This is a genomic window from Micromonospora sp. DT68, assembly GCF_049847245.1.
Lineage (GTDB): Bacteria > Actinomycetota > Actinomycetes > Mycobacteriales > Micromonosporaceae > Micromonospora > Micromonospora profundi.
Window position 1 is genome coordinate 270,237 of record NZ_JBNCNZ010000001.1, and the last position, 22,515, is coordinate 292,751.

The 22,515-nt window shown below is 71.1% G+C and carries 20 protein-coding genes and 1 tRNA gene; 16 read left to right on the forward strand and 5 right to left on the reverse strand.

The window, feature by feature from the left end; all coding sequences use genetic code 11:
* The first annotated feature begins 83 nt into the window (after positions 1-83).
* The gene (gene rsmI, locus ACPXB1_RS01385) at positions 84-923 is read left to right on the forward strand and encodes a 16S rRNA (cytidine(1402)-2'-O)-methyltransferase (RefSeq protein WP_425734767.1); all 840 of its coding nucleotides are present in this window, start codon (positions 84-86) and stop codon (positions 921-923) included.
* 57 nt (positions 924-980) lie between these two features.
* On the opposite strand, the gene ACPXB1_RS01390 is transcribed toward rsmI, so the two are convergent.
* Positions 981-1,967 carry a hypothetical protein gene (locus tag ACPXB1_RS01390; protein ID WP_425734696.1) on the reverse strand — a complete coding sequence of 329 codons (987 nt, stop codon included), beginning with the start codon at positions 1,965-1,967 and terminating at the stop codon, positions 981-983.
* A 159-nt stretch (positions 1,968-2,126) separates the two neighbouring features.
* Between ACPXB1_RS01390 and metG the strand changes: the two genes are divergently transcribed.
* The 7 genes from metG to ACPXB1_RS01425 all read left to right on the forward strand — a co-directional run bounded on the left by metG (position 2,127) and on the right by ACPXB1_RS01425 (position 10,152).
* On the forward strand, positions 2,127-3,929 hold the full coding sequence (gene metG, locus ACPXB1_RS01395) for a methionine--tRNA ligase (protein WP_355592654.1): 1,803 nt from the start codon (positions 2,127-2,129) through the stop codon (positions 3,927-3,929).
* A 107-nt stretch (positions 3,930-4,036) separates the two neighbouring features.
* On the forward strand, positions 4,037-4,936 hold the full coding sequence (locus ACPXB1_RS01400; RefSeq protein ID WP_355592652.1) for a TatD family hydrolase: 900 nt from the start codon (positions 4,037-4,039) through the stop codon (positions 4,934-4,936).
* Between the two features lie 46 nt (positions 4,937-4,982).
* Positions 4,983-5,852, forward strand: coding sequence for a 16S rRNA (adenine(1518)-N(6)/adenine(1519)-N(6))-dimethyltransferase RsmA (rsmA, locus tag ACPXB1_RS01405; protein ID WP_355592650.1), 870 nt, complete (start codon positions 4,983-4,985; stop codon positions 5,850-5,852).
* 95 nt (positions 5,853-5,947) lie between these two features.
* Positions 5,948-6,898: a 4-(cytidine 5'-diphospho)-2-C-methyl-D-erythritol kinase gene (locus tag ACPXB1_RS01410; RefSeq protein WP_355592648.1), complete on the forward strand. Its 951-nt coding sequence runs from the start codon at positions 5,948-5,950 to the stop codon at positions 6,896-6,898.
* 196 nt (positions 6,899-7,094) lie between these two features.
* The gene (locus ACPXB1_RS01415) at positions 7,095-8,900 is read left to right on the forward strand and encodes an ABC-F family ATP-binding cassette domain-containing protein (protein ID WP_355592646.1); all 1,806 of its coding nucleotides are present in this window, start codon (positions 7,095-7,097) and stop codon (positions 8,898-8,900) included.
* Positions 8,901-9,000: 100 nt separating this feature from the next.
* Positions 9,001-9,456, forward strand: a complete 456-nt coding sequence (locus tag ACPXB1_RS01420) for a DUF4383 domain-containing protein (protein ID WP_355592644.1) — start codon at positions 9,001-9,003, stop codon at positions 9,454-9,456.
* A 219-nt stretch (positions 9,457-9,675) separates the two neighbouring features.
* A complete protein-coding gene (locus tag ACPXB1_RS01425) occupies positions 9,676-10,152 on the forward strand; it encodes a DUF4383 domain-containing protein (RefSeq protein WP_355592642.1) in 477 nt (158 codons plus the stop codon).
* 31 nt (positions 10,153-10,183) lie between these two features.
* Here the strand turns inward: ACPXB1_RS01425 and ACPXB1_RS01430 are convergent, their stop codons facing one another.
* Both ACPXB1_RS01430 and ACPXB1_RS01435 read right to left on the reverse strand, forming a co-directional pair.
* Positions 10,184-10,870, reverse strand: a complete 687-nt coding sequence (locus ACPXB1_RS01430; RefSeq protein WP_355592640.1) for a TetR/AcrR family transcriptional regulator — start codon at positions 10,868-10,870, stop codon at positions 10,184-10,186.
* Positions 10,871-11,090: 220 nt separating this feature from the next.
* On the reverse strand, positions 11,091-12,056 hold the full coding sequence (locus ACPXB1_RS01435) for an acyl-CoA desaturase (RefSeq protein WP_355592638.1): 966 nt from the start codon (positions 12,054-12,056) through the stop codon (positions 11,091-11,093).
* A 267-nt stretch (positions 12,057-12,323) separates the two neighbouring features.
* On the opposite strand from ACPXB1_RS01435, the gene ACPXB1_RS01440 reads away from it, so the two are divergent.
* The 8 genes from ACPXB1_RS01440 to ACPXB1_RS01475 all read left to right on the forward strand — a co-directional run bounded on the left by ACPXB1_RS01440 (position 12,324) and on the right by ACPXB1_RS01475 (position 20,067).
* Positions 12,324-12,395: transfer RNA gene (locus ACPXB1_RS01440), tRNA-Gln, on the forward strand.
* Between the two features lie 110 nt (positions 12,396-12,505).
* On the forward strand, positions 12,506-14,038 hold the full coding sequence (gene glmU, locus ACPXB1_RS01445; protein WP_425734697.1) for a bifunctional UDP-N-acetylglucosamine diphosphorylase/glucosamine-1-phosphate N-acetyltransferase GlmU: 1,533 nt from the start codon (positions 12,506-12,508) through the stop codon (positions 14,036-14,038).
* Between the two features lie 57 nt (positions 14,039-14,095).
* Positions 14,096-15,076, forward strand: coding sequence for a ribose-phosphate diphosphokinase (locus ACPXB1_RS01450; RefSeq protein ID WP_355592634.1), 981 nt, complete (start codon positions 14,096-14,098; stop codon positions 15,074-15,076).
* 346 nt (positions 15,077-15,422) lie between these two features.
* Entirely contained in the window at positions 15,423-16,121 is a 699-nt protein-coding gene (locus ACPXB1_RS01455; protein WP_355592632.1) for a 50S ribosomal protein L25/general stress protein Ctc, read from the forward strand.
* A 95-nt stretch (positions 16,122-16,216) separates the two neighbouring features.
* A complete protein-coding gene (gene pth / locus ACPXB1_RS01460) occupies positions 16,217-16,807 on the forward strand; it encodes an aminoacyl-tRNA hydrolase (protein WP_355592630.1) in 591 nt (196 codons plus the stop codon).
* 133 nt (positions 16,808-16,940) lie between these two features.
* The gene (locus tag ACPXB1_RS01465) at positions 16,941-17,771 is read left to right on the forward strand and encodes an inositol monophosphatase family protein (protein ID WP_355592628.1); all 831 of its coding nucleotides are present in this window, start codon (positions 16,941-16,943) and stop codon (positions 17,769-17,771) included.
* 74 nt (positions 17,772-17,845) lie between these two features.
* Entirely contained in the window at positions 17,846-18,757 is a 912-nt protein-coding gene (cysD, locus tag ACPXB1_RS01470; RefSeq protein WP_053659260.1) for a sulfate adenylyltransferase subunit CysD, read from the forward strand.
* Positions 18,757-20,067, forward strand: a complete 1,311-nt coding sequence (locus ACPXB1_RS01475) for a sulfate adenylyltransferase subunit 1 (RefSeq protein WP_355592626.1) — start codon at positions 18,757-18,759, stop codon at positions 20,065-20,067. The genes cysD and ACPXB1_RS01475 overlap by 1 nt, the downstream gene beginning before the upstream one ends.
* Positions 20,068-20,214: 147 nt before the next feature.
* On the opposite strand, the gene galK is transcribed toward ACPXB1_RS01475, so the two are convergent.
* Together galK and galE are read right to left on the reverse strand one after the other, a co-directional pair.
* Complete coding sequence (gene galK, locus ACPXB1_RS01480; protein WP_425734698.1) at positions 20,215-21,375, reverse strand: galactokinase; 1,161 nt, start codon at positions 21,373-21,375, stop codon at positions 20,215-20,217.
* Positions 21,372-22,358: a UDP-glucose 4-epimerase GalE gene (gene galE, locus ACPXB1_RS01485; protein ID WP_355592622.1), complete on the reverse strand. Its 987-nt coding sequence runs from the start codon at positions 22,356-22,358 to the stop codon at positions 21,372-21,374. Before galE ends, galK begins: the two co-directional genes overlap by 4 nt.
* Positions 22,359-22,515: the final 157 nt, after the last annotated feature.

A 22,515-nucleotide genomic window follows, 5' to 3' on the forward strand; every position in this document is an offset into this window, starting at 1 on the left:
TAGGCTGCCAGGGTGCCCGGTGGCGCCCGTCGTCCCCAATAGCGGTATGGATTGTCGATGAAGGAGACGATGTTGTGGGTGAAATGTCCGAGGCTGGGCGCCTCATTCTGCTCGGTGCCCCGCTCGGAAACCCCGCCGACGCGTCGGCCCGGCTCCGGGAGGTGCTGGCCAGCGCCGATGTGGTGGCCGCCGAGGACACGCGCCGCCTGACCCGGCTGGCCCGTGACCTCGACATCACCGTCGGTGGTCGGATCGTCTCGTATTTCGAGGGCAACGAGGAGCGACGGACCCCGGAACTGGTCGAGGTGATCCTCGGCGGCTACACGGTGGCACTGGTCACCGACGGCGGCATGCCGAGCGTCTCCGACCCGGGCTACCGGCTGGTCAGGGCCGCGCTGGACGTCGGGGCGCCGGTCACCGTCGCCCCCGGGCCCAGCGCGGTCACCACAGCCCTCGCCGTCTCCGGGCTGCCCTGCGACCGGTTCTGCTTCGAGGGCTTCCTACCCCGGACGCCAGGCGCCCGCCGGTCCCGGCTGCGGGCGCTCGCCGCCGAGGAACGCACCCTCGTCTTCTTCGAGGCCCCGCACCGGATCGGCGCGGCGCTCACCGACCTCGCCGAGACGTTCGGAGCGGACCGGCCGGCGGCGCTCTGCCGGGAACTCACGAAGACCTACGAGGAGGTGCTCCGCCGCCCTCTCGGTGAGCTGGCTCGCTGGGCCGCCGACGGCGACCCGCGCGGGGAGATCACCCTGGTGGTCGCCGGGGCGTCGGTGACCGCACCGGAACGCCCCGACGACGACACACTGCGCGCGGCGGTCGCCGAGCGGGAGGCGGCCGGCCTGTCCCGCCGGGACGCCATCACCGAGGTTGCCATCGAGTACGCCCTGCGCCGCCGCGACGTCTACACGATCGTGCACAGCTGAACCGGCCCCCGACTCCGCCGCGCGGCGCGCTGGGCTCCCCGCGCGGCGGCGGTGAATTCACCACGCGGCGGCGAGGAAACCGAGGGTGATAAGCGCCGGGCCGGCAAGTGCGGCGGTGACCGCCCAGCGGCGGTGTCGCCGGCCCGGCAGACGGGTCGCGCCGGTCCAGCGGGCGATGCCGGCCGCGCAGCCGGCCACCACCAGCAGGCCCGGCAGCCAGCGCAGGTGTCGGCCGGCACCGGTGTCGGCGTACGCGGTGCCGCTGTCCGGGCCGGTCATCCGAGCGGGCAGCGTCGCCCCCCGCGTGTCCCGTCCGGCCGGTACGCCGCTGACCCGTACGCCATGAGCCAGGAACTGCCCGTCGTCTGAGCTGAAGACGCCCCGGCACCGCTGGGTGAGCCCGTCGCCGGTGCACTCGTCGATCACCACTGTGCCGGCCCGGGCGTGCCCGACCGCGAGCCAGAACGGCCCCGCGCTGACCCAGGCGAAGAAGGCAGTGACCAGGCTCAGCAGCACCAGCGCGGCCAGCCCGGGCAACGGGTCCGGCAGCGCCGTCGTCCGGGGCGGGGTGCGGCGTACGACCCGCCGGTCCCGCTGGGGCTCGGTGTCCTGCCGGACCGGGGTGCCGTCCCAGTGCACCTGCTCGATTGGTGCCCAGAAGGCACCGCCCTCGTCGTCAGGCGCGTCGGCGTCGAGCCGCCGGGCACCCCGGTGCCAGCGGCTCTGCTGGCGGACCGGCACCCGCCGTGGCACCGCGTCCACAGGCGCCCCGGTGGTCGGCTCCACCTCGACTGGCGCTGCGCCGGCCGGCTCCTGGTCGTCCGCCGGCTCGTGAGCCGGCTCCACGTCGAGCGCCGCGCCGTTGGTCGTCCCCCTGCCGACGCCCGGCACCGGCCGGGGCTGTGGCGCGACCCCAGCGGCTCGGGGCGCGCCTGGTGCCACCCGGGCGCTTCGGGTCGGGTCAGGCGCTTGGACGGGCTCGTCGCCGGCCGCCGGCCCGGTGGGACGGTCGTCGTGGTCCCGCGCCGTTCGTCTGCCAGTCACGACGACCATTGCACACCGGTCACGAGGGCGGAACGGGCAGGTCGACAGCGTGTCGGGAACAAATCGGACCAACGGTCGGGCTGGTCGGCCCGCTCCGCCGGGCCCGGCACCCCCTATTGGTTCGCGGGGCTCCCGGACAGGTCACTAGGCTTGCTGCTCATGAGTCACGTTCTCGCGGCAGTGGCCTGGCCGTACGCCAACGGCCCCCGCCACATCGGCCACGTCTCCGGTTTCGGCGTTCCCTCCGACGTCTTCGCCCGGTACATGCGGATGGCCGGCCACGACGTGCTCATGGTCTCCGGCACCGACGAGCACGGCACCCCCATCCAGGTGCAGGCCGACGCCGACGGGGTCACCCCGCGCGAGCTGGCCGACAGGTACAACAGGGTGATCGTCGAGGACCTGCACGGCCTCGGACTCTCCTACGACCTGTTCACCCGCACCACCACCCGCAACCACTACGCGGTGGTGCAGGAGCTGTTCGAGGGGATGTACCGCAACGGCTACATCGTGCCGAAGACCACCATGGGCGCCATCTCGCCGTCCACCGGGCGCACCCTTCCCGACCGCTACATCGAGGGCACCTGCCCGATCTGCGGGTACGACAGCGCGCGCGGCGACCAGTGCGACAACTGCGGCAACCAGCTCGACCCGATCGACCTGATCGACCCGAAGTCGCGGATCAACGGGGAGACCCCGAAGTTCGTCGAGACCGAGCACTTCTTCCTGGACCTGCCAGCGCTGGCCGAGGTGCTGCGGCAGTGGCTGGACACCCGCGACGGGTGGCGGCCCAACGTGCTGCGGTTCTCCCGCAACCTGCTCGACGACCTCCAGCCGCGGGCGATCACCCGGGACCTGGAGTGGGGCGTACCCATTCCGCTTGACGACTGGCGGGACCGGCCCGACAAGCGGATCTACGTCTGGTTCGACGCGGTGATCGGTTACCTGTCCGCCTCGATCGAGTGGGCGCGCCGCTCCGGCGACCCGGAGGCGTGGCGCAGGTGGTGGTCGACCGACGGCGAGGGCAAGGACGCGCGGTCGTACTACTTCATGGGCAAGGACAACATCGTCTTCCACTCGGTGATCTGGCCGGCGCTGCTCTCCGGCTACTCCGGCGAGGGCTCCCGTGACGGTGAGCCCGGCGAGTTGGGCCGCCTCAACCTGCCCACCGAGGTGGTCTCCAGCGAGTACCTGACCATGGAGGGACGCAAGTTCTCCTCGTCCCGCAAGGTGGTCATCTACGTCCGCGACTTCCTGGAGCGCTACGACGCGGACGCGCTGCGGTACTTCATCGCCGCCGCCGGCCCGGAGAGCAACGACACGGACTTCACCTGGGCCGAGTTCCTCCGCCGCAACAACGACGAGCTGGTCGCCGGCTGGGGCAACCTGGTCAACCGGTCCGTCTCGATGGCGGCGAAGAACTTCGGCGCGATCCCGCCGGTCGACCCGGCCGGTCTCACCGAGGCCGACGAGGCACTGCTCGCGGTGGCCCGGGCCGGCTTCGCCACGGTCGGCGACCTGATCGGCAGGCACCGGCAGAAGCAGGCCATCGGCGAGGCCATGAAGGTGGTCGCCGAGGCCAACAGGTACCTGTCCGAGCAGGCGCCGTGGAAGCTCAAGGCCGAGGCCGACAAGCCCCGACAGGGCACCATCCTGCACGTCGCCCTCCAGGTGGTCAGCGACGCCAACACGCTGCTCACCCCGTTCCTGCCGCACTCCGCGCAGCAGGTGCACGAGCTGCTCGGCGGCACCGGCGTACACGCGCCCATGCCGGTGATCGAGCAGGTCGACGACCTGGACGGCGGTCCGTCGTACCCGGTGCTGACCGGTGACTACTCCGTCGGCGCCCGTTGGGAGTCGGTGCCGCTGGAGGCCGGTCGGCCGCTGGCCCCGCCGAAGCCGGTGTTCCGCAAGCTCGACCCGTCGATCGTCGACGAGGAGCTGGCCCGCCTGGCCGAGTGACCGTCCGGGCCCGGCTTCGAACGCCGCGCGGTGACGGTGAGCCGCCGCCGCGCGGCGTAGTCGGGGTGAACGCCGGGTGGCGGGCAGCTGGACAGCCCCGGTGTGTGATGCTGTCGCTGATGAGCGAGCCCACTGAAACCCGCCGCGGGCGTGCCGCCCGGCGGGCCGGAGAGTTCCCACCCGCCCCCGAACCGCTGCCTCGGCCGGTGCTGGACAGCCACACCCACCTGGACATCACCGTGAGCGAGGCCGGCGTACCAGGCGGAGGGTCGACCGACGACCCGGTCGGCTCGGCGGTCGCCGTGGCAGCGACGGTCGGCGTGGACAGGCTGGTCCAGGTAGGCGTGGACGTGGCGTCCTCACGGTGGGGCGCGGACGTCGCCGAGAGTCACCCAGCCGTGCTGGCCACCGTGGCACTGCACCCCAACGAGGCGCCCCGGCTGGCCGATCTCGACGAGGCGCTGCGGGAGATCGAGTCGTTGGCCGCCCGGGAACGGGTCCGGGGGATCGGCGAGACCGGGATGGACTTCTTCCGTACCGGCGACGAGGGGCGCGCCGCGCAGGAGGAGAGCTTCCGGGCGCACATCGCCATTGCCAAACGGCATCGCAAGGCGCTCGTCGTCCACGACCGGGACGCCCACGCCGACGTGCTGCGGATCCTCGACGACGAGGGCGCACCGGACACGGTGGTGCTGCACTGCTTCTCCGGAGACGCCGACTTCGCCCGCGAGTGCGTCCGCCGTGGCTTCGTGCTCAGCTTCGCCGGCACCGTCACGTTCGGCAGCGCGGGAGCATTGCGTGAGGCGGCCGCGTTGACTCCGCTGGACCAGATCCTCGTGGAAACCGATGCGCCCTACCTCACCCCGATGCCGCACCGGGGCCGGCCGAACGCCTCGTACCTGATCCCGCTCACCGTCCGGTCGCTCGCCGCGACCACAGGCGCCGACCTGGACGAGCTGTGCACGGCCATCTCCGCCACCGGCGACCGGGTCTTCGGCCCGTGGTGAGCCCGGCCGCGCCGTCGGCCCCCACGTCGCCGTTACGCTGCCAGCCATGACCGGTCTCCTCGGCCCGGCGGAGATCCGGGAACTCGCCGCCCGGCTGGGCGTCGCGCCCACCAAGAAGCTGGGCCAGAACTTCGTGCACGACCCGAACACGGTGCGCCGGATCGTCACGGCCGCCGGTCTGACCCCCGACGACGTGGCCCTGGAGGTCGGCCCCGGGCTCGGTTCGCTCACAGTGGGGCTGCTGCCCGTCGCCGGGCACGTGCACGCCGTCGAGATCGATCCGGTGCTCGCCGGGGCGCTGCCGGACACCGCCGCGCGGCACGCCGGCCCGGACGCCGAACGGCTCACCGTGCACCGGGCCGACGCGCTGCGCATCCGCGCCGCCGAGTTGGGCGATCCCGCGCCGACCGCGCTGGTGGCGAACCTGCCCTACAACGTGGCGGTGCCCGTGGTGCTGCACCTGCTCGCCGAGCTGCCCAGCCTGCGCCACGGTCTCGTGATGGTGCAGAAGGAGGTCGCCGACCGGCTGGTCGCCGGCCCCGGCTCCAAGGTGTACGGCATCCCTTCGGTGAAGCTCGCCTGGTACGCCCAGGCCCGGGGCGCCGGTCGGGTGCCGCCGAACGTGTTCTGGCCGGTCCCCAACGTCGACTCCGGCCTGGTCGCCTTCACCTGCCGCCAACCACCGCGTGCCGACGTACCCCGGGAACGGGTTTTCGCAGTTGTGGACGCGGCCTTCGCGCAGCGTCGCAAGACCCTGCGCGCGGCGCTGGCCGGTTGGGCCGGCGGCGCGGACCGGGCCGCCGCCGCGCTCACCGCCGCCGGCGTGGATCCCGGCGCCCGGGGAGAGTCGCTGACCGTGGAGCAGTTCGCCGCGATCGCCGCGTCGGCCCCGGTCGGTACGCCGGCCGCGAAGTAGGCTGACGCCGTGCCCGCCCACTCCGCCCACTCCGTCGAGGTGCTGATCGTGGCCAAGCCATTCGACATCCGCCTGCGTACACGGATCGTCACCCCGTGACCGAGGCCTGGCGACCGGACGACGAGGACGAGCGGCGTGGTGCCCTCGGGCCGGTAAAGGTGCGAGTCCCCGCGAAGATCAACCTGCACCTCGGGGTGGGTCCGCTGCGCCGTGACGGCTACCACGAGTTGAACACCGTCTACCACGCGATCTCGATCTACGACGAGCTGACCGCGCGTCGGGGCGACACCCTCGCGCTCACCATGGAGGGCGAAGGCACCGGCGAGCTGGCGCTTGACGACACCAACCTCGTGATCCGCGCCGCGCACGCCCTCGCCGGGTACGCGGGAGTGTTGCCGCACGCCCGGCTGCACCTGCGCAAGCAGATCCCGCTCGCCGGTGGGCTGGCCGGTGGCAGCGCCGACGCGGCCGCCGCGCTCGTGGCCTGCGACGCGCTGTGGGGCACCGGGCTGTCCCGTGACGAGTTGGCAGGTATCGCCGCCGACCTCGGCTCGGACGTGCCGTTTCTGATCTACGGCGGCACGGCGCTGGGCACCGGCCGGGGCGAGGCCGTCAGCCCCGTCCTGGTCCGGCCGACGTCCTGGCACTGGGTCGTGGCGATCGCCGACGTTGGCCTTTCCACGCCGGCTGCCTACCGCGAGCTGGACCGGCTCCGCGACACCGGCGCGGCCGGCACCCCGCTGGGCAGCACCGATGCCCTGCTCGGCGCGCTGCGTCAACGCGACCCCCGGGTCCTCGCCCGTACGCTCGGCAACGACCTTCAGGACGCCGCGCTGGCCATGCGCCCGGCACTGGCGGACACGCTGAAGGCCGGGGAGGCGGCCGGCGCGCTCGCCGGTATCGTCTCCGGCTCCGGCCCGACCTGCGTCTTCCTCGCCTCCGATGCGGCAAACGCGGAACGGATCGCCGCCGATCTGGCCGCCGCCGGCGTGTGCCGACTGGCGCGGGTCGCGCACGGCCCGGTCGCCGGCGCCCGCGTCGGCTGACGTCTCCCGCCCGGCGGACGGCCGCCCCGCGGCGGTCAGCCACCGCAGTTCGCCGGTCGCCTGCGGCGGGTCGACCCGGCGGTCCATCGGTCGGTCGCGGGCGCGCGGCAAGGCTCTCGCGGACGTCCGCGTACCCTTGGGACAGGCGTCCAGGTGCCCGCCGGCACCGGGGCGCCTTGATCATGAAGGGTGGAACGTGGCGAACATCGTCAATCTGGACCGGGTGTCCAAGGGGTACGGCGCCGCCGGGCGGCTGCTCACGGACGTCTCACTCGGCCTGGACGACGCCGACCGGATCGGCGTGGTCGGCCTCAACGGCGCCGGCAAGTCCACCCTGCTGCGGCTGCTCACCAAGCAGGAGGACCCCGACGACGGCCGGGTGACCCACCGTCGCGACCTGCGCGTGCTCTGGCTGCCGCAGCAACTCACCCTCGCCCCCGACTCCACGGTGCGGGACGTCGTGCTCGGCACCGCCTGGCTCGACGAGGGCATGGGCGCCGAGCACGAGTGGGCCGGCGACGCCGGGGTGCGCGCCATCCTCGACGGCCTCGGCATGCCACACCTCGGCCTCGACCAGCCCGTCGGCCCGATGTCCGGTGGCGAACGTCGCCGGGTGGCGCTCGCCGCGCTGCTCGTCCGCGACTCCGACCTGCTGATCCTCGACGAGCCCACCAACCACCTCGACGTCGCAGGTGTCGACTGGCTGGCCCGGCACCTGGTCGGCCGCAAGGGCTCCCTCGTGGTGGTCACCCACGACCGGTGGTTCCTGGACGCGGTCTGCACCAACACCTGGGAGGTCGCCGACCAGACCGTCCGGGCGTACGAGGGTGGGTTCGCCGCCTGGATCCTGGCCCGCGCCGAGCGTGAACGCGTCGCCGCCGCCACCGAGGCCCGCCGACAGAACCTGCTCCGCAAGGAGATCGCCTGGCTGCGCCGTGGCCCGCCCGCCCGCACCTCGAAGCCGCAGTTCCGCATCGACGCCGCAAACGCGCTGATCGCCGACGTGCCGCCGGCCCGCGACACCATGTCGTTGCAGCGCATGGCCACCTCCCGGCTCGGCAAGCAGGTGTACGACCTGGAGAACGTCGAGCTGCGCGCCGGCCCCAAGGAGATCCTGCGCGACGTCACGTGGCAGGTCGGCCCCGGCGACCGGATCGCCATCCTCGGTGCCAACGGCGCCGGCAAGACCACGCTGCTGCGGCTGCTCGCCGGCATCACCAGACCCGACGGTGGCCGCCTCAACACCGGCTCCACTGTCAAGCCCGCCTTCCTGTCCCAGGAGCTCGCCGAACTGCCCGGGCACCTGCGCGTCCTCGAAGCCGTCGAGGAGGTCGCCCGCCGGGTCCAGCTCGGCGACCGGGAGGTCTCCGCAGCCCAGCTCGCCGAGGTCTTCGGCTTCGACGACCGCCGCCTCTGGACGCCCGTCAGCGACCTGTCCGGCGGTGAGCGCCGCCGGTTGCAGATGCTGCGGCTGCTCGCGGGTGAGCCCAACGTGCTGCTCTTCGACGAGCCCACGAACGACCTGGACACCGACACGCTTGCCGCGCTTGAGGACCTGCTCGACTCGTGGCCCGGCACGATCGTCGTGGCCAGCCACGACCGCTACCTCATCGAACGCGTCACCGAGACCGCGTTCGGGATGTTCGGCGACGGCCGGCTCGTGCACCTGCCGGGCGGCATCGACGAGTACCTTGCCCGGACCGCCGAGCGGGCCGGCGCACCCCGGGCGGCTGCCACCTCGACGACCGCGCCCGCCGGCCCTTCCGCCGGTGGCATGTCCGCAGCCGAGGTACGCCAGGCGCGTAAGGAGCTGACCCGGCTGGAACGGCAGCTCGGCAAGCTCGACCAGCGCGAGTCCACCCTGCTCGACCAACTCGCCGCCGACGCCACCGACTACGCCAAGGTCGCCGAACTGGACACCCAGCTCAAGGACCTGCGCGCCGAACGGGAGCGGATCGAGGAGACCTGGATGACCCTCGCCGAGGATCTGCCCGAGAGCTGACCGGGGTGGAGACGCCGGCCCGGGGGCCGTGTGCGGCGTCACACCACCACATGCGGGACAATCGTCGGCGACACCTCACCCACGGCGTTGGAGATCAGACATGGCCCACACCCCCGTCAACCACCCCGCGCGGCCGATCTACCGGGCGATCGGCGGGCTGACCGGTCTGTACCTGGTGGTCTTCGGTGTGCTCGGCATCATCGCGACCGCCGGCGACGAACTCTTCGCGCAGGACGACACCCACGTTCTCGGCCAGGGCACGAACTTCGGGTTCTCGCTGCTCAGCATCCTTCTGGGGATCGTCGTGCTGGTCGGCACCGTCCTTGGCCGCAACATCGACGTGGCGATCAACCAGTGGCTCGCGTACGCCCTCATGGCGATTGGCCTGGGCAGCCTGGCGTTCATCCGGACCGATGCCAACATCTTCAACTTCAGCGTCTTCACCGTGATCGTCATGCTGACGGTCTCGATGGTGCTGCTCATGGCCGGCATGTACGGCAAGGTCGGTTCGGAGGAGGAGGCGGAGGCGTTCCAGAAGGCTCGCCTCGTGCTCTGAGTTCCTTTGGTCGCTTCTCTTGGTTGCGGCCGTGGGTTTTCGCCGGAGCCCGAGCTGCTCCGGGCGGTCAGGCTTGATCCCTGCGCAGCTCGGGCTCCGGCGAAAACCTGACGTGGCCCGGCCTTTCGGCGGACCGGCCGCCTTTCGTGGTTACCCGGACATGCTGGGTCATCTCAGGTGACAATCCTCCTGAAACGGTTGATTCAGGGGGCTCGAGGTATGCCGCATTTTCCGGTTAACCATCCGGCACGGCCGCTCTACCGGGTCCTCGCCGGTCTGATCGGCCTCTACATCCTGGTCTTCGGCGTGTGGGGTGTCGCCGAGACGCTCGGTGACCCGCTCTTCGACAGAGGCAGCCACTGGGCGCTCGGCCTGCGCACCAACCTGGCCTTCTCGCTCGCCTCGGTGATCTTCGGAGTGGTCCTGATCATCGGGGCGTCCCGGCGAACCAACCTCGGCCACTACATGAACCTCACCGCCGGGGCGGTGTTCCTGGTGACCAGCATCCTCATGATGTCCGTGCTGCAGACCGATGCGAACTTCCTCAACTTCTCCATGTCGACAGTGGTCGTGTCGATGGTGTTCGGCCTGATCCTGCTCGGCACCGGCCTCTACGACAAGGTGGGGTCCGAGGAGCACGCCGAGACGGAACGCCGCAGGCGCAGCCACCCGGTGGCCGAGGTGCACCGCCGCTGACCTCTCGGGTCAGCGGCGGTCGCCGGCCCGGTCAGCGACGTCGGGAGGTGATCAGGCCCGGCTTCGCCTCCAGGTGCGACAACCCGTTCCAGGCCAGGTTGACCAGGTGCGCCGCCACCATCTCCTTGCGGGGCTTGCGCACCTCCATCCACCAGCGGCCGGTCAGGGCGACCATGCCCACAAGCGCCTGGGAGTACAGCTCGGCCAACTTCGGGTCGTACCCGCGGCTCTTGAACTCGGCGCCCAGTATGTGCTCGACCTGGTGGGCCACGTCGTTCATCACGCTGCTGAAGTTGGCGGTGCCGGACATCAGCGGCGACTCGCGGACCAGCACCCGGAACCCGCTTGTCTCTTCCTCGATGTAGCCCAGGAGGGCCATCGCCGCCTGCTCCAGCAACTCGCGCGGATGCCCTGCGGTCAGCGCCGTGGTGATCCGGTCCAGCAGGGCGCGGACCTCCCGGTCCACCACCACCGCGTAGAGCCCTTCCTTGCCGCCGAAGTGCTCGTAAACGACAGGCTTCGAGACCTTGGCGCGGGCCGCCACCTCCTCGATGGAGGTGGCGTCGAAACCGCGTTCGGCGAACAGTTGACGGCCCGTGGCGATCAACTGTTCCCGCCGTTGGGCCGCCGACATGCGTACCCGGGAGGCGGGTTTGGGTTTGGGCGCGGGAGCCGGAGCCGCGCGCCGGCCCCCGGCATCGTCGCTTACCTCAGGCATGTCGCCACCTCGCTGGCGCTCGGTGACGCCCTGCCGTGGGATGGAGCCTCCGTTGTGCCCGTTCACATCGTCGCCTCACTGGCGGGCGGCTTCGCCGCCCGCCGTGCCGTGCGACCGCACCCGGAGCGGGCCCGGCCCTGTCCGCCGAGCCGTCCGGTCCCCCCGTTTGGCTCGGTCACCCGGCCATCCTGCCAGGCGCCTCCCCGGAGTACCGCCCGCTTTACTGCGGTGGGACAGGCTTCACGAGCTTCGCCGCGATGCGTTCCGGCTTCGGCCAGCGGACCTGCGATGCCGCTCCGGTCTTCTCGAACAGCCAGATGACGCGTGCGGAGATGTCCACCTGACCGCGCAGGACGCCGTGCCGCGCGCTTGTGGGGTCGGCGTGGTGCAGGTTGTGCCAGCTCTCGCCGAACGACAGGATCGCCAGCGGCCAGAAGTTCGACGCCCGGTCGCCCTGACGCATGGCGAACGGACGCTCGCCGTAGACGTGGCAGACCGAGTTGATCGCCCAGGTGACGTGGTGCAGCAGGCCGATGCGGACCAGCCCGGCCCAGAAGAACGCGGTGAGCGCGCCCTGCCACGACCAGGTCACCAGGCCGCCGATCACTGCCGGGCCGAGCAGCGACACCATCACCAGCACCGGGAACAGCCGGTCCACCCGGCTGATGTCACGGTCGGCGATCAGGTCGGGCGCGAACCGCGCCCGGTTGGACAGCTCCCGGCGGAACAACCAGCCGACGTGGGCGTGGAACAGTCCCCGGGTCAGGGCCCAGAAGCTGGTGCCGAAGCGCCACGGGGAGTGCGGGTCACCTTCCAGGTCCGAGAAGGCGTGGTGCCGCCGGTGGTCGGCCACCCACTGGATGATCTCGCCCTGCACCGCGAGCGAACCCGCTACCGCGAGGGAGACGCGCAGCCACCGCTTGGCCTTGAACGAGCCGTGCGTGAAGTAGCGGTGGAAGCCGACGGTGATGCCGAGCCCGCTGACCACGTAGAAGACCAAGCCGATGATCACGTCGGTCCAGCCCAGCCAGCCACCCCAGGCCATCGGGACGGCGACGAGCAGGGCCACGAAGGGGATCACCACGAAGGCATAGAGGGCGGCCAGGATTCCGGGGGACTGGCTGCCGTCGGTGAGCGGTTTCGGGCCGGGACCGGCAGTGTTCGGTTCAAGCAGAGCGGTCGACATTGCACCTCGCAGAGGGGGACGAAAAGATCACTAAGCTACGCCTACGTCACCGTAACTTACGGCACCGTAGATCGCACGAGGAAGTTTCGGAAAGCCAGGTCAGAGGTGTCGCCACAGGGCATCGCGCCGCCGCGCGGGGTTGGGCTCAGGGTCGCTGAAGGCGGGGCCGGGGACTGCGGATGCGGCACCGACGCCCGATCGGCGATGGCGCTGGGCGACAGGGACGCTAAGGTGTAGCGGCGGGATGCGATGCGCTCGCGTCGATGATCGGCCGTGGTGTAATTGGCAACACCCGGGTCTTTGGTACCCGTATTTCAGGTTCGAACCCTGGCGGCCGAGCTGCCCCCTTTGGCCCGTTCTGGGGTCGGCTGGGGGTAAGAGGGAACATGGCCGGACCCCGCGGTTAGCATGACCGCGAGAGTGTCCGCCGTCCCGACGGGAGCCACGTCGTGCCCCAGCCCCACCTTCGAACCGTCGTCGTGCTCGCAGCCGGTGAGGGCAAGCGGATGAAGTCGACACTGCCAAAGGTGCTGCACCCCCTGCTCGGCCGTACGCTGCTGGGCCACGTCCTGAACGCGGCCGCGCCGCTGGCCGCCGACCGCACAGTCGTCGTGGTCGGGCACGGCGCCGACCAGGTCCGCGCCCACCTCACCGACGTCGCCCCGGACGCCACTCCCGTGCTCCAGGCCGAACAACTCGGCACCGGGCACGCCGTCCGCATCGCGCTGGAGGCCGTACCGGACGGGGCCGGCACCGTCGTGGTGATCAACGGGGACGTGCCGCTGCTGCGCCCGGAGACCGTTGGCGCACTTGTCACCGCGCACGAGCAGGCCGGCGCCGCGGCCACAGTGCTGGCCGCCGAGGTGCCGGACCCGACCGGGCTCGGCCGGATCGTCAGGGACGCCGACGGGCACCTGGAGCAGATCGTCGAGGAGCGCGACGCCGACGCGACACAGCGCGCGATCCGGGAGATCAACGCCGGCATCTACGTGTTCGACGCGGTGCGGCTGCGCGACGCGCTGGGCAAGCTCTCCACCGACAACGACCAGGGTGAGGAATACCTGACCGACGTGTTCGGGCTGCTCCGCTCGACCGGCGAGCCGGTCGCCGTGCACGTCGCCGACGACCACGTGGAAACCTTGGGCTGCAACGACCGGGTGGAGTTGGCGACGCTGCGCCGGCTGCTGCGCGACCGGGTCAACGAGGCGTGGATGCGCACCGGCGTCAGCCTGCTCGACCCCGCCACCACCTGGATCGACGTGACGGTGGCGCTGGACCGCGACGCGGTCGTCGACCAGAACACGCAGCTGCGCGGCAGCACAGTGGTCGGCGCGGGCGCGCTCATCGGGCCGGACGTCACGCTCGTCGACACGATCGTCGGCCCGGCCGCCTCGGTGGTACGCAGCCACGCGGTGGGCGCCGAGGTGGGTGCGGGCGCCAGCGTGGGCCCGTACGCCTACCTGCGGCCGGCTGCTCGACTCGCCGACAAGGCGAAGGTCGGCACGTTCGTCGAGGTGAAGAACTCGGAGATCGGTGCCGGCTCCAAGGTGCCGCACCTGACGTACGTGGGTGACGCGACGATCGGCGAGCAGAGCAACATCGGGGCGGCGTCGGTATTCGTCAACTACGACGGGGTCAACAAGCACCGCACGGTGATCGGCAGCCACGCCCGGACCGGCGCGGACAACATGTTCGTGGCGCCGGTCGAGGTGGGCGATGGCGCGTACACGGCGGCGGGCTCGGTCATCGTGGAGGACGTACCGGCCGGCGCGATGGGTGTCGCCCGTGCCCGCCAGCGCAACATCGAAGGTTGGGTGGTGAAACGGCGGGCCGGTACCGCCGCGGCCCAGGCGGCCGAGCGGGCGGGCACGGTGCAGGGTGCGCCCAACGGTGCCGGCGCCGCAAGTGACAGTGAGGCAATGCACGGGCCGGGCGAGACGGTGGGCGGGCCGTCCGGCACGGGAGATACTGCAACCGAATAGTCTCCGACCCACCACCACCGGGCCGGGTATCGCCGACAAACGGGAGCAGACGGGCCCATGGGCAGCATCGTCGCCGAAAACCGCAAAAGCCTGATGCTCTTTTCCGGACGAGGGTTTCCGGAGTTGGCCAAGGAGATCGGCGAGGTGCTCGGCGTGGCGCCGACGCCCGCCGACGCGTACGAGTTCGCCAACGGCGAGATCTTCGTACGATTCAAGGACTCGGTACGTGGTTCGGACGCCTTCGTGGTGCAGTCCGTGACGCACGGGGTGAACACCTGGGTCATGGAGACCCTGATCATGGTGGACGCGCTGAAGCGGGGTTCCGCCAAGCGGATCACCGTCGTGTTGCCGTTCTACCCGTACGCGCGGCAGGACAAGAAGCACCGGGGCCGTGAGCCGATCTCGGCGCGGCTGGTGGCGGACCTGCTGAAGACCGCAGGCGCGAACCGGATCCTCACCGTCGACCTGCACACCGCGCAGATCCAGGGCTTCTTCGACGGCCCGGTGGACCACCTCTTCGCGATGGACATCCTCGCCGAGTACGTGGAGCACAAGTACGCGGGCCGGCCGATGACAGTGGTGGCACCGGACTCGGGCCGGGTACGGGTTGCCGAGCGGTGGACCGACCGGCTGGGCGGCTGCCCGTTGGCGTTCATCCACAAGACTCGCGACCCGATGAAGCCGAACCAGGTCGTGGCGAACCGGGTCGTCGGTGAGGTGGAGGGCCGGGTCTGTCTGATCGTCGACGACATGATCGACACCGGCGGCACGATCACCAAGGCCGCCGACATCCTCAAGGAGTCGGGCGCGGCGGAGATCGTGGTGGCGTCCACCCACGCGCTGCTGTCGGACCCGGCCACCGAGCGGCTGAAGAACAGCTCGATCAGCGAGATCGTGGTCACCAACACGCTGCCGCTGCCGCCGGAGAAGCAGTTGGACAAGCTGACGGTGCTGTCGATCGCGCCGCTGCTGGCGCGGGCGATCCGGGAGGTCTTCGACGACGGTTCGGTGACCACCCTCTTCGGCGGGCTGAGCTGAGCGTGCTCCGGAACTGAGCGAGCCCTGTTTCGTCATTCGCCGCGCCGTGGGTCCGAAACTGGCAAGCTGATGCGAAACAGGGCTGGCGCGCCGACGGGAGAGCCGTCGGTGGGCCGGCTCGCGGCGGTGACCGGGGACTGCCGCGAACCGCGGAATCACCTCGGGTAGACTGGTGCGGTTGCCACGGCGAGGGTGCCCGGCGGGCCGCTGAAAGAGCGCCGCACGGAGGCACCGTCATCGACGCGGTGCTCCGGGCAGTCGTTCATGACGCATGAGCCCCAGCGAGCCCCTCGCCCAGCACCGCCAGACGACAAGCCGCCGCAGCGAAAGTATCAGGAGTTTCCCCGTGTCCGAGGTAAAGATCAGCGCCGAGCCCCGCACCGAGTTCGGCAAGGGTGGTGCCCGCCGTACCCGCCGGGCCGGCAAGGTGCCAGCCGTGCTGTACGGCCACGGCGAGAAGCCCAAGCACATCGCGCTGCCGTCGCGGGAGTTCGCCGCGGCCATCCGTAAGGGCGGCGCCAACCAGCTCTTCGCGATCGACATCACCGACGGCACCCAGGTGCTGGCGCTGCCGAAGGCGATCCAGCGCGACCCGATCCGGGACAGCTTCGAGCACGTGGACCTCATCCTGGTCCGCCGGGGCGAGAAGGTCACCGTTGAGGTCCCGGTCCAGCTGACCGGTGAGGCCGCCCGGGACACCCTGATCGTGCACGACCACGACACCCTCTCGGTGACCGCGGACGCCACGAAGGTGCCGGACCACCTCGAGGCCTCCATCGAGGGCCTGGAGGCCGGTTCCCAGGTGACCGCCGGCGACGTCGAGCTGCCCGGCGGTGTCGAGCTGGCTGTCGACCCGTCGCTGCCGGTCGCTGCCGTGACCGCCGCCCCGACCGCCGAGCAGCTCGAGGCGACGCTGCCCGACGTCGAGGAGGCCACCGAGGAGGCTGACGCCGAGGTCGGCGAGGTCACCGAGGGCTCCGAGGACGCGGACGCCGCTCCGGCCGCCGAGGGCGCCGAGAACACCGAGGCGCGCACCGAGGCCTGATCGGTTCGTACGATGCGGCAGGCGTCCCCGAGGATTCGGGGGCGCCTGCTGGCGTGTCGGGGTCGGTCGGGCGGAACTGCGAAGGGGATCAGGTCGTGACGGACGAGGCGGGGCCGTGGCTTGTGGTCGGCCTGGGCAACCCCGGTCGGGAGTACGCCGGGAACCGGCACAACGTCGGGTTCATGGTGGCCGACCTGCTGGCCGGGCGGGTGGGCGCGCGGTTCGGCCGCCACAAGCGGGCTGTGGCTGAGGTCGCCGAGGGGCGGCTGGGGTTCGGCGGGCCGAAGTTGGTGCTTGCCAAGCCGCTGACGTACATGAACCTTTCGGGTGGGCCGGTCGCGGCGTTGTCGCAGTTCTACAAGGTGCCTCCGGCGCAGGTGATCGCTGTGCACGACGAGCTGGACATCGGTTTCGGTCAGGTGCGGATCAAGTGCGGCGGCGGCGAGGGCGGGCACAACGGCCTGCGGTCGATGTCCAAGTCGTTGGGCACGAAGGACTACGTCCGGGTGCGGTTCGGAGTCGGCCGCCCGCCGGGTCGGCAGGATCCTGCGGATTATGTGCTGTCGGATTTCGGCGCGGCGGAGCGCAAGGAGTTGGATTTCCTGGTGGACAGGGCTGCCGACGTGGTGGAGTCGGTGATCCTCAAGGGCGTGGAGCCCACCCAGAACCTCTACCACGGCGGTTGAGCAGGGCGGGCCGTACCTGATCGGAAATGGTGGGCCGGTAGTCTGCGCCTTCGGGGTGCCGCGACAAGCGAAGCGGGTCGTGGCCAATCGGTCCGTGCGGCGCGGGACGCGGGCGAGGCGAAGGGTGCGTCAGATGGGCAGTCCTCCGATGATCGACGGCGCGTTCGCGAGGTGGTTGGCTTCCCGGGCTGGCCAGGCGCTGCTCGCCCTGCGCGAGGAGTTGGGTTTCGCGGACGCCGGCGCGCTGAAGTCGGCCGGTGACAAGGTGTCGCACGACCTGATCCGCACGGAGCTGGCGAAGTGGCGGCCTGGGGACGCGGTGCTGTCCGAGGAGGACGAGGGCTCGCGGCTGGCCTGGGCGGCCGAGGTGAACGCCGAGGCGGTGTCCCGGCTGGCCGCCGACCGGGTGTGGATCATCGACCCGTTGGACGGTACCCGGGAGTTCTCCGAGGAGGGCCGCTCGGACTGGGCGGTGCACATCGCCCTCTGGGCACGCAACGCGCCGAGCGGGCACGGGCTGGTCGCCGGGGCGGTGGGGCTGCCGGCGCAGCACCGGGTGCTGGGCACCGACTACCCGCCGGCGTACCCGCCGATGACTGTGGAGGCGGCGACGGCCGGCGAGCGGAAGATCCGCCTGGCGGCGAGTCGGAGCCGCCCGCCGGTGTTCCTCACCGACCTGGCCGACGACGTGGGCGCGCACCTGGTGCCGATGGGTTCGGCCGGCGCGAAGATCGCCGCTGTGGTGACCGGCGAGGTGGACGCGTACATCCACGCCGGCGGGCAGTACGAGTGGGACTCGGCTGCTCCGGTCGCTGTGGCGACGGCCACCGGCCTGCACGCTTCCCGGATCGACGGTTCTGCGCTTCGATACAACGAGGCGGATCCGCGCCTTCCGGACCTGCTGGTCTGTCGCAAAGATCTCGCCAGTCGGTTGCTTGCAGCGTTGCAGAGGCATTCCGGGTAGCCTGAGCGGACTTCTTGACATGCCCGACCGGAAAGGTCTGGAAATCGGATGAGCAAGCGAATCGAGCCGCGGTCATGAGCGCCCCCGCCGCCTACCGGGTCTCCCACCTGGACGCCCTTGAGGCGGAGAGCATCTTCGTGATGCGCGAGGTGGTCGCCGAGATGGAACGCCCGGTGCTGCTCTTCTCCGGCGGCAAGGACTCGATCGTCATGCTGCGGCTGGCGCAGAAGGCGTTCGCCCCGGCCAACATCCCCTTTCCCGTGATGCACGTCGACACCGGGCACAACTTCCCCGAGGTGCTCGAATACCGCGACCAGCGGGTCGCCGAGCTGGGGTTGCAGCTCGTTGTGGCGAGCGTGCCGGAGGCTCTGGCCAGTGGGCTGGTCCGGGAGTCCGGCGACGGGATGCGCAACCGGATCCAGACGCCGGTGCTGCTGGAGGCGGTGGAGAAGCACCGCTTCGACGCGCTGTTCGGTGGCGCCCGCCGGGACGAGGAGAAGGCGCGGGCCAAGGAGCGGGTGTTCAGCTTCCGCGACGAGTTCGGCCAGTGGGACCCGAAGAACCAGCGGCCGGAGCTGTGGTCGCTCTACAACGGCCGGCACCACCCGGGTGAGTCGATCCGGGTCTTCCCGCTGTCCAACTGGACCGAGCTGGACGTCTGGCACTACATCGCCCGGGAACGGATTCCCCTGCCGTCGATCTACTACGCGCACGAGCGTGAGGTGATCGAGCGCGACGGCATGGTCTACGCGGTCAACGAGTTCTTCCGCCCTCGCGCGGGCGAGGAGCGGTTCAAGGCGCAGGTGCGCTACCGCACCGTCGGTGATGCCTCCTGCACCGCCGCCGTCCGGTCGGACGCGGACACCGTGGAGAAGGTCATCGAGGAGGTGGCCGCCACCCGGATCACCGAGCGTGGCGCGACCCGTGGTGACGACCGGGTCAGCGAGGCCGCCATGGAGGACCGCAAGCGGGAGGGGTACTTCTGATGACCACCGAGATCGTGGCCCCGGCCGCCGCCGAGGCCACATCGGAGGCGCGGCCGATGGACCTGCTGCGGTTCGCCACCGCAGGCAGCGTGGACGACGGCAAGTCGACACTCATCGGGCGGCTGCTCTACGACACCAAGTCGCTCTTCACCGACCAGCTCGCCGCCGTGGAGGCGGTGAGCGCGGCCCGTGGCGACGAGTACACCAACCTGGCGTTGCTCACCGACGGTCTGCGGGCCGAGCGGGAACAGGGCATCACGATCGACGTGGCGTACCGGTACTTCGCCACGCCACGGCGCAAGTTCATCATCGCCGACACCCCGGGGCACATCCAGTACACCCGCAACATGGTCACCGGGGCGTCGACGGCCGACCTGGCGTTGATCCTGGTGGACGCGCGTAAGGGCCTTGTCGAGCAGTCCCGCCGGCACGCGTTCCTCTGCTCGCTGCTGCGGGTGCCGCACCTGGTGCTGTGTGTCAACAAGATGGACCTGGTGGACTGGTCGCAGGAGGTCTTCGAGCGGATCGCCGACGAGTTCACGGCGTTCGCCGCGAAGCTCGACGTGCCGGACCTGACGGTGGTGCCGGTCTCCGCGCTGCGCGGCGACAACATCGTGTCCCGGTCGGAGAACATGCAGTGGTACGAGGGCCCGTCGCTGCTGCACCACCTGGAACGGGTGCACATCGCCAGCGACCGCAACCTGGTCGACGTGCGGTTCCCCGTGCAGTACGTGATCCGGCCGCAGTCCACCACTGTCACCGACTACCGCGGCTACGCCGGCCAGGTCGCCTCGGGTGTGCTCAAGCCCGGTGACGAGGTGATGGTGCTGCCGTCCGGCTTCACCAGCCGGATCGCCGCCGTGGAGACCGCCGACGGGCCCGTCGCGGAGGCGTTCCCGCCGATGTCGGTGACGGTACGACTGGCCGACGAGATCGACATCTCCCGGGGCGACATGATCTGCCGGCCGAACAACGCGCCAGCGGTCGCCCAGGACATCGAGGCGATGGTCTGCTGGATGGACGAGACCCGTCCGTTGCGGGTCGGCGGCCGGTACGCGATCAAGCACACCACGCGCTCGGCGCGGGCGATCGTGCGCGGGCTGCACTACCGGCTGGACATCAACTCGCTGCACCGTGACGAGTCGGCCGACGAGCTGCGTCTCAACGAGATCGGCCGGGTACGACTGCGCACCACGGTGCCGCTGCTGGCCGACGAGTACCGCCGCAACCGCACCACCGGAGGCTTCGTCATCATCGACGAGGCAACCAACCGCACAGTAGGCGCGGCAATGATCGTCGAAGCGGCCTAACACCCGCCCCCACCTCCCGCTCCCCGCCTCCCGCCCCCGCGATCTTGCAGTTTCGGTCGCCGTTTTGCCCTCTTGTAGGGGAATTGTCGCGGCAGAAACTGCAAGATCGCGGGGGTGCAGGGGTGCAGGGGTGCGGCAGGTCGGGGGTTAGTCGAGGCGGGTTGCGCCGGGGGCGGGGAGGACCGTCAGGGTGTCGGGGGTGGTGAAGCCGCGCTCGGCGTAGGCCGTCCTGACGGCGGTCGCCACCGCTTCGGCGCGGCCGGCGTCGACCAGGGCGAGGACGCAGCCACCGAAGCCGCCGCCGGTCATCCGGGCGCCGAGCGCGCCGGCCGCCAGCGCAGCCTCGACTGCCGTGTCGATCTCCGGAACGGTGATCTCGAAGTCGTCGCGCATCGAGACGTGCGAGGCGGTGAGCAGCGGGCCGATGTCCCGTACCCGGCCCGCGCGGAGCAGCGCGACAGTGTCGAGCACACGCTGGTCCTCGGTGACCACGTGCCGGACCCGCCGCCGGGTCACCTCGTCGTCGAGGCGGGCCAGCGCGGCGTCGAGCTGGTCGACGGTCACGTCGCGCAGCGCGGGAACACCGAGCGCCCTGGCCGCCGTCTCGCAGGACCGGCGGCGGTCGGCGTACTCGCCGTCGGCGTGCCGGTGCGGCGCCCGGCTGTCGATGACGAGCACCGCCAGCCCGGCGGCGTCGAGGTCGAACGGGATGTGCTCGACGGACTCGTCGCGGCAGTCGAGAAAGAGCGCGTGCCCGGCCCGGCACCGGATCACCGCGGACTGGTCCATGATGCCTGTCGGCGCACCGACGTAGACGTTCTCCGCCCGCTGCGCCAGCCGTGGCTGCCGTTCGGCGGGCAACTCCAACCCGCCGAGGTCGAGCAGCGCGGCGAGCACCGCCGCCTCCAGCGCCGCCGACGAGGAGAGCCCCGAGCCCAGCGGCACGTCGGAGGCGATCGCCAGCCGGGCGCCGGGCACCGGGTGGCCGGCGTCGCGCAAGGCCCACACGACCCCCGCGACGTACGCGCCCCAGCCTGTCACCCGGCCCGGCTCGGCCACGTCGTCCGCGCCGAAGGTGATGGTCTCGCCGGAGAGCTCGGACCAGACCGTCCAGCTTTCGTCGTCCTGCCGGTCGGCGGCGACGACGGTACGCAGCGGCAGCGCGAAGGGAAGCACGAACCCGTCGTTGTAGTCGGTGTGCTCGCCGATCAGGTTGACCCGACCCGGTGCTGCCCAACGGCCGGTCGGCTCGACGCCGTACAGCTCGGTGAAGCCTGCGGCGGCCCGCTCGGCCACGTCACCGGTCACGGGCGCTGCTCCAGGACGTGCGTGCGGTAGAACGCCCAGGCGTCACCGACCATGTCGTGCAGGGTCGGCTTCTGCGGCTCCCAACCCAACTCGTCGCGGGCCAGCGCGGAGGAGGCGACAAGCTCGGCGGGGTCGCCCTCGCGGCGCGGCGCGACCTCGACCGGTACCGGATGGCCGGTGACCTCGCGGACCACGTCGACGACCTGCCGGTTGGTGAAGCCGTTGCCGTTGCCCAGGTTGTAGACACGGTGCTGACCACCGGTGGCGGCGTCAAGCGCCAGCAGGTGGGCGCGGGCCAGGTCGGCGACGTGGATGTAGTCGCGGACGCAGGTGCCGTCCACGGTGGGGTAGTCGTCGCCGAAGAGTTGGAGCTTCTCCCGCCGGCCGGCGGCGACTTCCAACGCGATGGGGATCAGGTGCGTCTCCGGGTCGTGCCGCTCGCCCAGCGCGACATCGCCGACGAGGTGCGCGCCCGCGACGTTGAAATAGCGCAGCGAGACGGCGGCCAGCCCGTGCGCGATGGCCTCGGAGGTGAGTGCCATGTCGACGGCGAGCTTCGTGGCGCCGTACGTGTTCGTGGGCGCCTTGACGGCGGTCTCCGTGATGGGGAGTTCGGTGGGGTTGCCGTACACGGCGGCGGTGGAGGAGAAGACCATCCGGGGCACCCCGGCGGCCCGGACCGCGTCGATCAGGGCGAGCGTGCCGACTGTGTTGTTCTGCCAGTACAGCTCCGGCTTGACCATCGACTCGCCGGCGGCGATCAGGGCGGCGAAGTGCAGCACCCCGTCGAACCCGGCGTCGGGAGTGACGACCTGGGCGGCGTCGTGAATGGACGTCTCGACGTGGGTGGCGTCCGGAGCGAGTGCCTCGCGGTGGCCGGTGCGCAGGTCGTCCAGGACGACGACCTGGTGCCCGGCGTCGAGCAGCATTCGGGTGACGACGCTGCCGATGAAGCCGGCGCCCCCGGTGACGAGCAGTTTCACGTCGTTGCCTCCTGCCTGGCCCGCCGGGACGCGGTCCTTGATGATCACCCTACGGCTGTGCGGGGCACCTCGACCGGTCGCGCCGCCAACCCATTCCATCATAATCTCTCACGTCTAAACAGAGCCGAACATGGCGGCTCTCCGTGATCCCACGTGC